Here is a 12,655-nt window from a genome sequence, read left to right as displayed (position 1 = left end):
GTGCGGCCGGCGTGGGGCGATCGGGCGTGCTCAGGCAACCTCGCGGATCAGCGCCTCGACTTCCTGCCTAGCCGTCTCGATGGCTGGCAGGTTGCCGTCCTCGTCCAGGATAAAGCCGAGGCGTTCCACTGCCCGCAGGTCGGTGAGCGGGATGCGGTCGGCGAGCAGGTCGTCTTCGGCATCCCGCGGGCACGCGGCGCGGGCGATTCGCACGATGTCGGTCAGGGCGTGAGCCTCCGGATTCTCCGGGCCGCCGGAATCGCGAATGGCCTCTATGATATCGGATGCCAGGTCCCATTGCTGGGCAACCAGTTCGCCGATCAGGCCTTCCAGTCGGAACAGTACGCGTTCCACTTCCCCGGGTGTTCGGTCCGGATGGGTGCGGGCGACCTCGGCGATGACCGGCAAGGCCCCGACTCGGTGCAGGAGGCCGGCGAGCAACGCACTCTGCGGATCGGCGGCCTCGCACTGGTCGGCCAGCACGCAACTGACCGCGGCAATGCGTGCGGAGCGCCGCCACAGGCGTTCCAGCAGTTCATGGTAGGGGTTGTCGCGATGGATGAAGACCTGGTGCATCGCCAGGGCCATCACCAACTGGCGGGTGCGTTCCAGTCCAAGCCGGGCGACGGCATCCTGAAGGCGCGAGACGACACGGCGGCTGCCCATGGCCGGGCTGTTGGCCACACTCAGCAGGCGGCCGGCCACGCTCGGATCTTCCTCGATGATGCGGGTGGCCTCGGCGATGGAGACATCCGGATCCTTCAGGGCCCGCTGCAGGTGCAGGGCAACCTCGGGGAGCTGGGGCAGGGCCAGTTCCCCGGAGTAGGCATGGGTGTAGATGCTGCTGAACAGTTCGCCCTCGAGATCGGATAGCTCGATCTCGCTGACCTCGACGCTGTCCTGGCCGCCGCCGTCGATCAGGGTTTCATAGACCTTGCGATCAAGCATGGCGAGGGTCGAGCGAGTCGCGGCGATGGCATGGCTGTGGTAGTCGTGCGCATCGAACAGGGGGTTCAGCGCTTCGCTGCTGTCGCCTTTCAACATGACCGAATTGCGCCCGCTGGCCAGGATCATGCGGCCTTCCAGCAGGAAGATCATGCTGCGGAATTCGTCGCGTGCATGCAGCTTGAAGCCCGGATCCACCGTCATGGTCCGGGCGTGCTGCAGTAGCTTGTCGCGGGCCCGGTCGCTCAGCTCGGCAAACGGGTGCAGCTGGGGGAGGCGTTGCTCGATCACCGCGGTTCAGACGTTGAACATGGCGCGGAGTTCTGCCAGATCCTCGGCGCGCTCTTCCAGGAACGCGATCGGCTCGCCGGGTGGGGGCGGGGTGATCCCGAGGACCTCGAAGGCCGCGACATCGGTGGCATCGGGGACGGCCTCGCCTTCGGCGCGGCGGGTGGCCCATTCCGCGACCAGGGCGATGCTGGCGTAGTCCGGTTCGTTGGCGCGATAGCCCCAGTCTCCGGCGTGTTCAGCGACCGTTACCAGGTCGCCGCCCAGATCCCAGTAGTTGATTACCAGGACGCCGGCGAGATTGCTCAGGCGCCGCACCAGCGATTGCACGCGGTCGCGGTCGGGGTGGTCCTCGCGCAGTTCCACGAACTGGATGATCGGGACCGCGCCGATCCCGGCGACCAGCCCGGCCAGCAGTGCCCGCTCGCGGTCCAGCTGCTTCAGCGAGTCCGCGATCAGGTAGCTGTAGGCCGATTGCAGGGCGCCGTGTTTCCAGCTGGACTCCATCGCGTCGCGGGTCGAGGCGTGCTTGGCCTTGAAGGCCTGACGCAGGGCCATGTTCATCGCCAGCATGCGGGTGTTGCGAAAGCCCAGGCGGTTGACCGCGTCGCGTACGGACTGGATCTGCTTGGCGGCGCGAAACAGCGGGCTGTTGGTGGCGTGCAGCAGCGCACCGGCGATCGTCCCGTCGCGCTGGATGACCTCGGTGAGCTTGTCCAGGTCGGCATCAGGATCGTTGGTCAGTTCCTGAATGCGCAGCGCGATCTCCGGCATGGTCGGCAATTCCAGCCGATTGCTGGTGATCAGGTCGTAGAGCTCGCCGAAGAAGGCGCCCTCGGTGTCGTCCAGGTCGGTGTCGTGCACTACGAGCGAGGCACTGTGGGCCTTCTTCAGCGCCGCTGTGGGGATCTCCAGCAACTGGCAGGTCTTCTCGGTAATGAGGAAGTCCTGCTGCCCGATGTTCTGGTCGAACATCTGCAGGGGGCTGTCCGGATCGGTCGAATCCAGGGTGATGCGGGCCGGACTGCCGCCGCTGACGCGGACCAGCTGGCCGCGTACCAGGAACAGGTAGCGATCCTCGACCTCCTGCGGGCGCAGGCGCCGCCCGGCGTCCAGCTCCCGGGCCAGGCAGGCCGCGGCCAGTTCGCTGCGGGCTTGCTCCGACAGGCTGGAGGTCAGGTCCAGGTCCTGAAGCAGGGCATCAATGCTGGTGCTATCCATGGGGCGGTTCCCGATCCGTGCTGTGCCAATCCGTTCCCGCGCTGCAGCGCCGCGTGGCGGGCCGCGGGGCGTACCCGCCACGCGGGTTACTCGACTGGCGTCAGTGTAGCATCCGATCCGGTGGCGGGAAGCGCTGACGCCGCCCCACGGCAGGCGAAGCGCGGTCGGTCGGCGGCGTCGATCAGGTCATGGGCTTGCAGAAAGCCCCGCGCGTCGGCGGCGTCCTCGCGGAACCAGGCGGCGGTATTTCCCAGACGGAAGCTGTAGCCCCAGGCGTCCATGTCCCGCATCAGCCGCTCGCGGCCGACGCCGGGGATCTCGTCGGCCAGCAGGATCTGCAGATAACATACGCCGCACTCCTCCAGGTCATCGCCGCCCGCATTGGTATGCAGGGCGGCGCGCCGTCCTGCGTCCATGCAGATGACGTGTCCGGCCTCATGCAGGGCCGAGTGGATGGGGGTGTCGGGGCGCACATGCACGTCATGGCCGACGATCCCGGCCTCGGGTTCGCCCCACCAGCTGCCGGGCAGCGGCGCCTGGGCCGGGTGCGCGACCAGGCGCAGGCCGTAGCGGGCGAACAGGGACACGAGCGCGACCTGCAGGGCCGGGTCGCCACAGGTCTGGATCGCGGGGTTGTTCATGTGTCGGAGTCGTCAGGCAGGGCCGAGGTGCGCTTGCGGCTGCGCCGCGGGCATTCCTCGGGGTGCTCGCGGCACCAGGTGTCGACCCGCTCGGTGAGGTCGTCCTGAAAGCACAGCAAATAGAACCGCGCCTGCTCGCGGTTGGCGATGGCGGGCCGCCCCAGGGTGTCCACCACGCCGGTGCGCAGCGCCGCGATGATCGCGTTGGCGGCCTTCTTCTGCGGCCAGGCGGTAATCTGCTCCCAGGCCTCGGGCGTGAAATACAGGCGCAGGAGGTCGGGGCGGGTGGTCAGCAGCATGCGCGTGACGTTGCGCAGGGTGGTCTCGGCCTCGCCCCAGTCGTGTACCAGGCCACCCTCCAGCAGGCGTTCGATCTCCTCGCGACCCTTGGGCGACAGCATCGGCACGCGCGCTGAACGCCTCAGGCGTTCGGGGCATCCTCGGGGGTGAAGGCGCGGATGGACAGGGCGTGGAGTTCGCCGGAGTCGATCTGCTCGCGTACGGTGGCGTAGACGGTCTGATGTTTCTTGACCGCGTTCATGCCAGCAAACTGTGGGCTGACGACCAGGGCCTCGAACTTGCCCTCGCCTCCGGTAACCTCGACCTTCTCGGCCGACGGCAGGCCGGCGCGAATGAGTTCGGCCACTTGATTGGCATCCATGATGAGTCCCTTGATTGGTGCGTATTGGTCAGCCGCGGATGATAGCCGGGCGATGGGCCCGACAGAAGTTCCCCCACGCGGGGAACTCGTTCCCGCGGCACGGGTTCGTAGGAAAACACCTGCATGGATTGTCGGGCTGGTTTGGGTTGTTCCGGGTTGGCTGCGCTAGCATCAGGTCAATAACGTTCGGCCCGCCGGGCCATGGAGGCAATCGCAATGATCTTCAAGCAACTGTTCGAGGACGAGTCGTCCACCTATACCTATCTTCTGAGCTGCCCGGATACCGGTAAGACCGCATTGATCGACCCGGTCATCGAAACCGTCGACCGCGACATGCGCGTGTTGCAGGAGATGGGCCTGAGCCTCGATTACGTCATCGAGACCCATATCCACGCCGACCACATCACCGGCGCCCGGATGCTGCGCGAAAAGACCGGCTGCAAGCTGGGCGGGCCGGCGATGGACGAACTGCCGTGTCGCGATTTCGGCCTGCGCGAGGGCGAGCCCTTCCAGGTGGGCAACCTGGTGGTCAACCCGCTCTATACCCCGGGACACACGGATGCGCACCACGCCTACCTGATGGATCACGTGGGCCTGAAAATGCTGTTCTCCGGCGACGCCCTGCTGATCGAGGCCTGTGGCCGCACCGACTTCCAGTCGGGGGATGCCAAGACGCTCTATCACTCGATTCAGGACAAGTTCTTCACCCTGCCGGACGAGACCCTGGTGTATCCCGCGCACGATTACGAAGAGCGCCAGATCACCACCATCGGCCAGGAGAAGATGCGCAACCCGCGCCTGGGCAAGGGCAAGCCAGAGGCGGAGTTCGTGAAGATCATGGACGAGATGGACCTGCCGTACCCGAAGAAGATCGACTGGGCCCTGCCGGGCAACGAGGGTTGCGGGATCTGCCCCGACAACCTGCCGGACGAGAAGAAGCGCCTCTGCGAGACCGATCAGCAGGGTTAGTCCGATCCCTTCCGGTGGCCCCGCCAGGAGCCACCGGTTCCGAATGTTCATCCGGTGGGCGGTTTTTACCGCCTGCCGGACCCCGTACACTCCCGCGATGAACGAACACACACCCGTTGACGTGCCGGGTCCGCTGGACCGCCTGCGGGCGATCATGGCGCGGCTGCGCGATCCCGAATCCGGCTGTGCCTGGGACCGGGCGCAGACCGCCGGCACCATTGTGCCGTTCACCCTGGAAGAGGCCTATGAGCTGGCCGACGTGATCGCGCGTGACCAGGGCGAGGCGGCGGATGCCCGCGAGCTGCGCGACGAGCTGGGGGACCTGCTGTTCCAGGTGGTATTCCAGGCGCGCATCGCCGAGGAGGCCGGGCGTTTCGATCTGGATGATGTAGCGCGCGCGATCGGCGACAAGCTGGTGCGCCGGCATCCGCACGTGTTTGCCGATGTCGAGCATGCCTCGGATGCGGAGCGCGAGGCGGCCTGGGAGGCAGAAAAGGCGAAGGAACGCGCGGATCGCGCCCAGACCAGCGCCATGGACGACATCCCGCTGGCCCTGCCGGCACTGTCGCGGGCGGTAAAGAGCCAGCGCCGCGCCGCCCGGCTCGGCTTTGACTGGGACGATCCGGCGCCGGTGGTCGCCAAGATCCACGAGGAGCTGGCCGAGGTGAAGGAGGCCGTGGAGCAGGGCGAGGCCGAGGCGCGCATCGCCGAGGAGGTCGGCGACGTGCTGTTTGCCGTCAGTAATTGGGCGCGCCACCTGGGTGTGGATCCGGAGGGGGCGCTGCGCGGAAGTACGCGCAAGTTCGAGGCCCGCTTCCGGCATATGGAGGCCCTGGCCGCCGCGCGCGGTGAGACCCTGGGGGCGCTGGACTTCGCGGCCCAGGAGACCCTTTATCAGGAGGCGCGGCGCCGCGAGCGCCAGCCTTACGACGAATCCGAGACCAAGGACCCGAGATGAGCGACGCCGTCGAACTGCCCGACCATTTCCTGCCGGCCCGGATCGAGTCGATCGAGCAGGTTACCCCGTTGATCAAGGTGTTCACCCTGGCCGCGGACCCGCAGCGCTTTACCAGCAAGGCCGGCCAGTGGCTGGATCTGGTGATCCCGCAACCCGAGGGCAAGCCCTTCGTCGGTGGTTATTCGGTCGTGTCCGCGCCGCGCGCGGATGGCCGTTTGCAACTGGCCATCAAGTACGCCGACCACCACCACGCGACGCATCACCTGCACGCGGTCGCGCAGGAAGGCGACACCGTGTACATCACGCCGGGACAGGGCAGTTTCTTCTTCGAGCCCGGCATGGCAAGGAATGTCGTGCTGCTGGGGGCCGGCATCGGCGTGACGCCGCTGTTCGGCATCCTGCGCGCGATTCATGCCGACATGCCCGAGGTCTATGCGCATCTGGTGTACAGCGTGGCGCACCAGGACGAGGTGCTGTTCCCGCAGGAGCTGGAGGCGATGGCCAAGGCGCCGAATATCGACGTCAGCCTGACCGTGACCCGCGAGGCCGAGGACTGGCTGGGCCACACCGGACGTATCAGCCATCGGCTGCTGGAGTCGCTCGATCTGCCGCGCGATGCGCTGTTTTACTTCTGTGGCTCGCGCGAGTTCATCGAGGACATGGCCACCCTGCTGGCGGAATGGGGCATCCCCGAGGCGCAGCTGAAATACGAGAAGTGGTGGTAATGGCGGTCGCTCGGTGCTTTTCGCAGCCCGCGTCATTGCGAGGAGCCGCAGGCGACGAAGCAACCTCCTGAAGCTTGCAGAGTGGTGGTCAGCCTGTCGCGATCCAGTGGTTCCGCACGGAGGTTGCTTCGTCGCCTGCAGCTCCTCGCAATGACGGGGGAAAGGCAGGCGCGGTGCTCGAACCCAGAAGGATTACGGCCGGCGGGTGTCGCCCGGGCGCAGGGCGTTTTCGGGGGCGAGGATGGTCGGCTGGCCGTCCAGGGCCGGGTCGGTGTCCGGGTAGTCGCGGATGAAGTGCAGCCCGCGGCTTTCCTTGCGCGACAGGGCACTCTTCACGATGATCTCGGCGACCATGGCCAGGTTGCGCAGTTCCAGCAGGTCCGGGGAGATGCGGAAGTGGCTGTAATACTCGTGAATCTCTTCCTGCAGGATGCGGATGCGCCGCTCGGCGCGGTGCAGGCGTTCGCGTGCGCGCACGATCCCGACGTAGTCCCACATCAGCCGGCGCAGCTCGTCCCAGTCGTGGGCGACCACCACCTCCTCCTGTGACTCGGTCACTCGGGACTCGTCCCAGGCCGGCGGCACGGGGAGATTCTCGGGGGCGGGCAAATCGGTCTGCGACAGGATGTGGTCGGCCGCGGCACGGGCATACACCAGGCACTCCAGGAGCGAGTTGCTGGCCATACGGTTCGCGCCGTGAAGACCTGTGTAGGAGGCCTCGCCGGCGGCGTACAGCCCCGGCAGGTCGGTCTGGCCGAAGTGGTTCACCATGACGCCGCCGCAGGTGTAGTGCGCGGCCGGCACCACCGGCAGCGGCTCGCGGGTCATGTCGAAGCCGAATTCCAGGCAGCGCTCGTGAATGGTGGGGAAGTGTTCGCGGATGAACTCGGCCGGCTTGTGGCTGATGTCGAGGTTCACGTGGTCGATGCCGAGGCGCTTCATCTCGTGGTCGACGGCGCGGGCGACGATGTCGCGCGGGGCCAGTTCGGCGCGCTCGTCGAAGCGCGGCATGAAGCGTTCGCCGTTCGGCAGGAGCAGGACACCACCCTCGCCGCGGACCGCCTCGGAGATCAGGAACGACTTGGCCCGCGGATGGAACAGGCAGGTCGGGTGGAATTGCATGAATTCCATGTTGGCGATGCGGCAGCCGGCGCGCCAGGCCATCGCGATGCCGTCGCCGGTGGAGCCGTCCGGATTGGAGCTATAGAGGTAGACCTTGCTGGCGCCGCCGGTGGCGAGGATCACGGTCGGGGCGAGGATGGTCTCCACCTCACGGGTCTTGGCGTCCTGCACGTAGGCGCCGATTACGCGCCGGCTGCCATCCACCGGGTGAGTGATCAGGTCCACGGCGACGTGGCGTTCGAACACCTCGATGCTGCCCTGGCCCGAGGCGCTGCGTACCAGGGCCTCCTCGATCGCGCGGCCCGTGGCATCGGCGGCGTGCGCGACGCGCCGGGCGCTGTGCCCGCCCTCGCGGGTCAGGTGCAGCCGGCTGCGGCCCTCGAGCGGCTCGCGGGTGAACGGCACGCCGAGGTTGAGTAGCCAGTGGATCGCCTCGGGGCCCGCCGCCACGGTGCGGCGCACGGCGTCCGGGTCACACAGGCCCGCGCCTGCGTCCAGGGTGTCCTGAATGTGGGCATCGAAGGAGTCGGTGCGGTCGAGGACTGCCGAGATCCCGCCCTGGGCATAGCGGGTAGAACCCTCGTCCACCGGACCCTTGCTGATCACGGTGACGCGACGGTGCGGGGCCAGATGCAGGGCTGCGGAGAGCCCCGCCGCGCCGCTTCCAATCACGAGGACGTCCGCCAGGCGCGGTTGTTGTACTGTCCCCATGGGTCAGGTAACGTGCTGCGCTTGTTGCCAGAGCGAATTGTGGCCCTTGCGCAACAGTGTTGTGCGCAAAGCGAACTTAATGCGAGTCAGGCGGTCCATGCAACATAGAATACCGGAGACTGGCGTGTTGGCGGGAGTCCCCGCATGAGCGAGAAGGCTTCCGACGAGGCCCTGGTCAAGCGAGTTCAGAAGGGCGACAAGGCGGCCTTCGACGTCCTGGTGCTGAAGTACCAGCACAAGATCGTCAACCTGGTTGGGCGTTATGTCCATGACCATGCAGCGGCCCTGGACGTGTCCCAGGAGGCCTTCATCAAGGCCTACAGGGGACTGGCGAACTTTCGTGGCGAAAGCGCGTTCTATACGTGGCTCTACCGCATCGCCATCAACACGGCCAAGAATCACCTTGTCTCCCAGGGACGGCGGCGGCCCGAGGCCGAAATCGATGCGCAGGACGCGGAACAGATGGGCGGTGACTCCGCCCTGAAGGACAGTGCAACCCCGGAGGGGGAGCTGTTGTCCGAAGAGATTGAAGGGGCGGTGCGTCGCACCATCGAGGAATTGCCCGACGACCTTCGGATGGCCATCACACTGCGCGAGATCGAAGGACTGAGTTACGAGGAAATCGCGCAGACGATGGGATGCCCGATCGGCACGGTCCGGTCACGTATCTTCCGGGCCCGCGAGGCCATCGACCGGACCTTGCGTCCTTTGTTAGACAACAACTGAACGAGTAGCGCCATGACAGAGCAAGTCTCAAAGAATGAACGTCTTTCGGCCCTGGTGGACGGAGAAACGGATGACTTCGAGACGCGTCGCTTGATGGATGAACTGGTCAAGTCCGAAGAGGACCGCGGCCAGTGGGAACGCTATCACCTGATCGGCGATAGTCTGCGCGGCGGGATGCGCCGCACGGCCCCCGCGAACTTCATGGACGGTGTCCATGCGGCCCTGGCCGACGAGGCGCCGCTGTCGGCTGCCCACAAGCCGGCGCAGCCGCGCTGGCTGAAGCCGGTTGCGGGCACTGGCGTGGCCGCCGCGGTCGCGATGGTGACCCTCGTCGGGATGCAGATGCTGGGGCCCGACACGGGCACGCAGGAGGCCGCTCCGGTCGCCAGCGAGACCCGTACCCCGGCACAGGTCGCCGATGGCGTGCAGCGGGCCAGTACCTCCGACGTCGAGGCCCCGGCCGCCGGACGTGAGTCGCTGGACCCACGCTTTGCCCGCTATCTCGAAAATCACGCGGAACTGACCGGGCCGGGTTCTACCGCCCTGGGCCGGGTTCGTTACTCGGTGAGTGACGAGTAACGCGTGATGCGCCGCGGCCTGCCGTTCGTCCTGGTTGCCGCCACTGCACTTTGCTGCGTTCCGTTGCCGGTGCTGGCCGGGGATCAATCCCCGGCAGACTGGCTGCAGCGGATGACCAGCAGCCTGCATTCGGAGAGTTACCAGGGAACTTTCGTGCTCCAGCGGGATGACCGACTGGACGCCATTCGTGTGGTGCACGCCGCCGAGAACGGTGGCTACCGCGAGCGCCTGGAAACCCTGACCGGAAGCCACCGCGAGATCCTGCGGTCGGTCGACCGTCTGAGCGCGTTGAAGGGGGCCCGGGCGGCGGCCGGCGAGGGTGGTGGAGGGGCCCCGCACTGGCCGGCCGGCGCGCCGGTCTTCCTGCTCGAACACCACGATCACTACGCCCTGGAAGACATGGGTGTCGATCGTGTCGCCGGTCTCGAGTGCCGCATGATCCTTGCGCGTGCCCGCGATATGCTGCGTTACAGCCATCGCTACTGCCTGCACACCGCGACCGCGCTCCCCTTGCTCAGCGAACTGTACGACGGTCACGGGGCGCTGCTCGAGCGCCTGGCCTTTACCGATCTTGAGCATCTTGACGAGGTCGCGGAAACCGCCCTCGAGGCGACCCGCGAGGACGCCGAGCATGTCGAGGTGCGAGCCGACCATGGGCACAAGAAGCCCGACTGGGACGAGCAGACCGGCATGGACGGCTGGAGCTTTGCCAACCTGCCGGATGGCTTTTCCGCGATTGCCGCGTCCGAACGCCGTGTCGGAGACGACCAGGCCAGCCTGCGTCATTTCGTGTTGAGCGACGGCCTGGCCTCGGTCTCGGTCTATATCGAGAAGGCCAGCGGTGAGCAGATGTTCGAGGGCACGACACGTGCCGGGGCCACGCACGGGGCCGCGCGTTCGATCGCGGGGCACCAGGTCACTGCGGTGGGCGATGTCCCGCAGGCGACGGTGCGGGGCGTGCTGGACGCCGTGGTGCATCACCCCGGCAATTGAATCGCCACATGGGCCCGCAAGCATGAGTGAATGGATCCGCGAACAGGGAACCGTGCTCTCGGTGGAGGGCTACGCGGCGCGTGTGCGTATCGAACGCCGTTCGACCTGCGGCAGTTGTTCGGCCCGGACGGGCTGCGGCAGCGGCGTCCTGTCCGAGGTGCTGGGCCGCAAGGCAGTGGAGGTGTCCATCGGCCATCCCGGCTCGCTGCAGCCGGGAGATACCGTGACCCTGGGTATTCGCGATCAGGCGCTGGTTTCGGGGGCCCTGGCGATGTACCTGTTGCCGCTCGCCGGTCTGGTGGCGGCGCCGGCACTGCTGATGCTGGTCGTGCCCGGACTCGGGGAGGGCTTTCATTTGCTGGCCGGGGCCCTGGGGTTCGCGGGCGGGCTGCTCGGCGTGCGCGCCTGGCTGCGCCGGCGCGCCCCGGATCTGGCGCCGGTGCTGCTGGAGCGCCATCCGGCCACGGGAACCCACCGCGCTGCGGCACCCATGGCTGCGCCCCGGCCCTGAATCTTCGCGCCGGTCGCCGGGAACTTGTGGCCGGGCCGGCTTTCTAGAGCCATGAACCTACGACTTCCCAATGCGGGCTGGATGATGATGAAACCGATGCAATGGGCACTGGTGGCCCTGACCTTTCTCGCCCTGTCGCTGCCGGCCTCGGCGCGCATGCTGCCGGACTTCGTGCCGCTGGCGGAGGAGCACAGCCCGGCGGTGGTGAATATCGCGACCACCCGCGAGCGCGAGAACCCGCATCGCAGTCAGATGCCGGACTTCGAGGGCTCGCCCTTCGAGGACCTGTTCGAACGTTTCTTTGGGGGCCCCGGGGGCGAAGGCCCGCGCGGACCGGAGCGCTTCGAGCGCAACTCGCTGGGTTCCGGGTTCATCTATACCGAAGATGGCTACATCATCACCGCCAACCATGTGGTGGAGGGCGCCTCGGAGGTTGTCGTGCACCTGTCCGACCGGCGTGTGTTCGACGCCGAGATCGTTGGCAAGGACCCGCAGAGTGATGTGGCCCTGCTCAAGATTGACGCCGAGAACCTGCCCACTCTGAAACTGGGCTCCTCGTCCGATCTGAAGGTTGGCGAATGGGTGCTGGCGATCGGTTCGCCGTTCGGCTTCGACCACTCGGTGACCGCCGGCATCGTCAGTGCCAAGGGGCGCAGCCTCCCGAGCGAGAATTACGTGCCGTTCATTCAGACCGATGTGGCTATCAACCCGGGCAACTCCGGGGGGCCGCTGCTGAACCTGGATGGCGAGGTGATTGGCGTCAACGCGCAGATCTACAGCCGGACCGGCGGTTTCATGGGGCTGTCCTTTGCCGTGCCGATCGAGATGGTGGGCGACGTGGTACAGCAGTTGCGCGAGCACGGCGAGGTGACGCGTGGCTGGCTGGGTGTGCTGATCCAGGAAGTGACCCGCGAGCTGGCCGACTCCTTCGGCATGGACAAGCCGGCCGGGGCGCTGGTCTCGCGCGTGCAGCCGGACAGTCCGGCGCAGAAGGCCGGCTTTGAAACCGGGGACGTGATCCTGTCGTTCAACGGCATCGAGGTGCCGAACTCGTCCGCGCTGCCGCCGATTGTCGGGCGCACGCCGGTGGGCGCCGAGGCCGAGGTCGAGGTGCGCCGTGGTGACGAGACTCGCACCATCATCGTCGAGATCGAGCGTCTGCCGGAGGATATCTCCGCCCAGCGCGGCGGGCCGCAGCGTGAGGCCCCGGAGCGGACCGAGCCGCAAAGCCTGTTGGGGATGGTCCTGGAGCCGCTGGATGCCGAGCGTGCCGCTGAGCTGGACGTCGATGGCGGCCTGGTGGTCCGGGACGTCACCGACAATCCGGCGCGTTCGGCCGGGGTGCGCTCCGGCGACGTGATCGTCCAGTTCGGCGGCCATGCGGTCGACTCGGTGGAGACCCTGGAGAAGCGGATCGAAGAGGTGGGTGAGCGGCGCACGGTGCCGGTACTGGTGTACCGTGGCGGCAATCCGACCTATATCGCCCTGCGCGTTCCGCGGGACTGAAACCGCCTCGTGCTGCGCTCGCGCGGGTCCAGCGGCGCGGGTGCTGCGGGGCAGCCATGGAGAACGGGAGGGCTGCCGGCGGGTTCGGCAGCCCTCTTG

The 12,655-nt window shown here is 67.1% G+C and carries 14 protein-coding genes; 8 read left to right on the top strand and 6 right to left on the bottom strand.

Annotated features, from left to right (window positions below; translation table 11 throughout):
* Window positions 1-30: 30 nt before the first annotated feature.
* The 5 genes from D575_RS0101180 to D575_RS0101160 all read right to left on the bottom strand — a co-directional run bounded on the left by D575_RS0101180 (window position 31) and on the right by D575_RS0101160 (window position 3,756).
* Entirely contained in the window at window positions 31-1,236 is a 1,206-nt protein-coding gene (locus D575_RS0101180) for an HDOD domain-containing protein (protein ID WP_018144079.1), read from the bottom strand.
* A 6-nt stretch (window positions 1,237-1,242) separates the two neighbouring features.
* On the bottom strand, window positions 1,243-2,454 hold the full coding sequence (locus tag D575_RS0101175) for an HDOD domain-containing protein (RefSeq protein WP_018144078.1): 1,212 nt from the start codon (window positions 2,452-2,454) through the stop codon (window positions 1,243-1,245).
* A gap of 86 nt (window positions 2,455-2,540) precedes the next feature.
* On the bottom strand, window positions 2,541-3,095 hold the full coding sequence (locus D575_RS0101170) for a hypothetical protein (RefSeq protein ID WP_018144077.1): 555 nt from the start codon (window positions 3,093-3,095) through the stop codon (window positions 2,541-2,543).
* The gene (locus D575_RS0101165; protein WP_018144076.1) at window positions 3,092-3,496 is read right to left on the bottom strand and encodes a hypothetical protein; all 405 of its coding nucleotides are present in this window, start codon (window positions 3,494-3,496) and stop codon (window positions 3,092-3,094) included. The genes D575_RS0101170 and D575_RS0101165 overlap by 4 nt, the downstream gene beginning before the upstream one ends.
* A 20-nt stretch (window positions 3,497-3,516) precedes the next feature.
* Window positions 3,517-3,756, bottom strand: a complete 240-nt coding sequence (locus tag D575_RS0101160; protein ID WP_018144075.1) for a BolA family protein — start codon at window positions 3,754-3,756, stop codon at window positions 3,517-3,519.
* 216 nt (window positions 3,757-3,972) lie between these two features.
* On the opposite strand from D575_RS0101160, the gene D575_RS0101155 reads away from it, so the two are divergent.
* Genes D575_RS0101155 through D575_RS0101145 form a run of 3 tightly spaced genes read left to right on the top strand, consistent with a single transcriptional unit; the run spans window position 3,973 to window position 6,408 of the window.
* Window positions 3,973-4,725 (top strand): MBL fold metallo-hydrolase, encoded by a 753-nt coding sequence (locus D575_RS0101155; RefSeq protein ID WP_018144074.1) that lies wholly within the window; start codon window positions 3,973-3,975, stop codon window positions 4,723-4,725.
* Window positions 4,726-4,768: 43 nt separating this feature from the next.
* A complete protein-coding gene (gene mazG, locus D575_RS0101150) occupies window positions 4,769-5,683 on the top strand; it encodes a nucleoside triphosphate pyrophosphohydrolase (RefSeq protein ID WP_018144073.1) in 915 nt (304 codons plus the stop codon).
* The gene (locus tag D575_RS0101145) at window positions 5,680-6,408 is read left to right on the top strand and encodes a ferredoxin--NADP reductase (RefSeq protein WP_018144072.1); all 729 of its coding nucleotides are present in this window, start codon (window positions 5,680-5,682) and stop codon (window positions 6,406-6,408) included. The genes mazG and D575_RS0101145 overlap by 4 nt, the downstream gene beginning before the upstream one ends.
* Window positions 6,409-6,600: 192 nt before the next feature.
* Here the strand turns inward: D575_RS0101145 and nadB are convergent, their stop codons facing one another.
* On the bottom strand, window positions 6,601-8,241 hold the full coding sequence (gene nadB, locus D575_RS0101140; RefSeq protein WP_018144071.1) for an L-aspartate oxidase: 1,641 nt from the start codon (window positions 8,239-8,241) through the stop codon (window positions 6,601-6,603).
* A 144-nt stretch (window positions 8,242-8,385) separates the two neighbouring features.
* Here nadB and rpoE point away from each other — a divergent pair, with 144 nt between their 5' ends.
* The 5 genes from rpoE to D575_RS0101115 all read left to right on the top strand — a co-directional run bounded on the left by rpoE (window position 8,386) and on the right by D575_RS0101115 (window position 12,556).
* Entirely contained in the window at window positions 8,386-8,967 is a 582-nt protein-coding gene (gene rpoE / locus D575_RS0101135; RefSeq protein WP_018144070.1) for an RNA polymerase sigma factor RpoE, read from the top strand.
* Between the two features lie 12 nt (window positions 8,968-8,979).
* Window positions 8,980-9,546 (top strand): sigma-E factor negative regulatory protein, encoded by a 567-nt coding sequence (locus D575_RS0101130; protein WP_018144069.1) that lies wholly within the window; start codon window positions 8,980-8,982, stop codon window positions 9,544-9,546.
* Window positions 9,547-9,552: 6 nt separating this feature from the next.
* A complete protein-coding gene (locus D575_RS0101125) occupies window positions 9,553-10,539 on the top strand; it encodes a MucB/RseB C-terminal domain-containing protein (protein WP_018144068.1) in 987 nt (328 codons plus the stop codon).
* A 22-nt stretch (window positions 10,540-10,561) separates the two neighbouring features.
* Window positions 10,562-11,050 (top strand): SoxR reducing system RseC family protein, encoded by a 489-nt coding sequence (locus D575_RS0101120; RefSeq protein ID WP_018144067.1) that lies wholly within the window; start codon window positions 10,562-10,564, stop codon window positions 11,048-11,050.
* Between the two features lie 81 nt (window positions 11,051-11,131).
* The gene (locus D575_RS0101115) at window positions 11,132-12,556 is read left to right on the top strand and encodes a DegQ family serine endoprotease (RefSeq protein WP_018144066.1); all 1,425 of its coding nucleotides are present in this window, start codon (window positions 11,132-11,134) and stop codon (window positions 12,554-12,556) included.
* The last annotated feature ends 99 nt before the right edge of the window (window positions 12,557-12,655 follow it).

Source organism: Thioalkalivibrio sp. AKL6 (genome assembly GCF_000376905.1).
Classification (GTDB): Bacteria; Pseudomonadota; Gammaproteobacteria; order Ectothiorhodospirales; family Ectothiorhodospiraceae; genus Thioalkalivibrio; species Thioalkalivibrio versutus.
Note: the sequence above shows the minus strand (reverse complement) of the source record. Positions and strands in the feature narration are given on the sequence as shown.

Bases quoted from the DNA above. Each gene is read 5' to 3' on its own strand.
- D575_RS0101125 (WP_018144068.1), top strand. From the start codon at position 9,553: ATGCGCCGCGGCCTGCCGTTCGTCCTGGTTGCCGCCACTGCACTTTGC.
- D575_RS0101165 (WP_018144076.1), bottom strand. From the start codon at position 3,496: ATGCTGTCGCCCAAGGGTCGCGAGGAGATCGAACGCCTGCTGGAGGGT.
- nadB (WP_018144071.1), bottom strand. From the start codon at position 8,241: ATGGGGACAGTACAACAACCGCGCCTGGCGGACGTCCTCGTGATTGGA.
- D575_RS0101145 (WP_018144072.1), top strand. From the start codon at position 5,680: ATGAGCGACGCCGTCGAACTGCCCGACCATTTCCTGCCGGCCCGGATC.
- D575_RS0101115 (WP_018144066.1), top strand. From the start codon at position 11,132: ATGATGATGAAACCGATGCAATGGGCACTGGTGGCCCTGACCTTTCTC.
- mazG (WP_018144073.1), top strand. From the start codon at position 4,769: ATGTTCATCCGGTGGGCGGTTTTTACCGCCTGCCGGACCCCGTACACT.
- D575_RS0101155 (WP_018144074.1), top strand. From the start codon at position 3,973: ATGATCTTCAAGCAACTGTTCGAGGACGAGTCGTCCACCTATACCTAT.
- D575_RS0101120 (WP_018144067.1), top strand. From the start codon at position 10,562: ATGAGTGAATGGATCCGCGAACAGGGAACCGTGCTCTCGGTGGAGGGC.
- D575_RS0101170 (WP_018144077.1), bottom strand. From the start codon at position 3,095: ATGAACAACCCCGCGATCCAGACCTGTGGCGACCCGGCCCTGCAGGTC.
- D575_RS0101175 (WP_018144078.1), bottom strand. From the start codon at position 2,454: ATGGATAGCACCAGCATTGATGCCCTGCTTCAGGACCTGGACCTGACC.
- D575_RS0101160 (WP_018144075.1), bottom strand. From the start codon at position 3,756: ATGGATGCCAATCAAGTGGCCGAACTCATTCGCGCCGGCCTGCCGTCG.
- rpoE (WP_018144070.1), top strand. From the start codon at position 8,386: ATGAGCGAGAAGGCTTCCGACGAGGCCCTGGTCAAGCGAGTTCAGAAG.
- D575_RS0101130 (WP_018144069.1), top strand. From the start codon at position 8,980: ATGACAGAGCAAGTCTCAAAGAATGAACGTCTTTCGGCCCTGGTGGAC.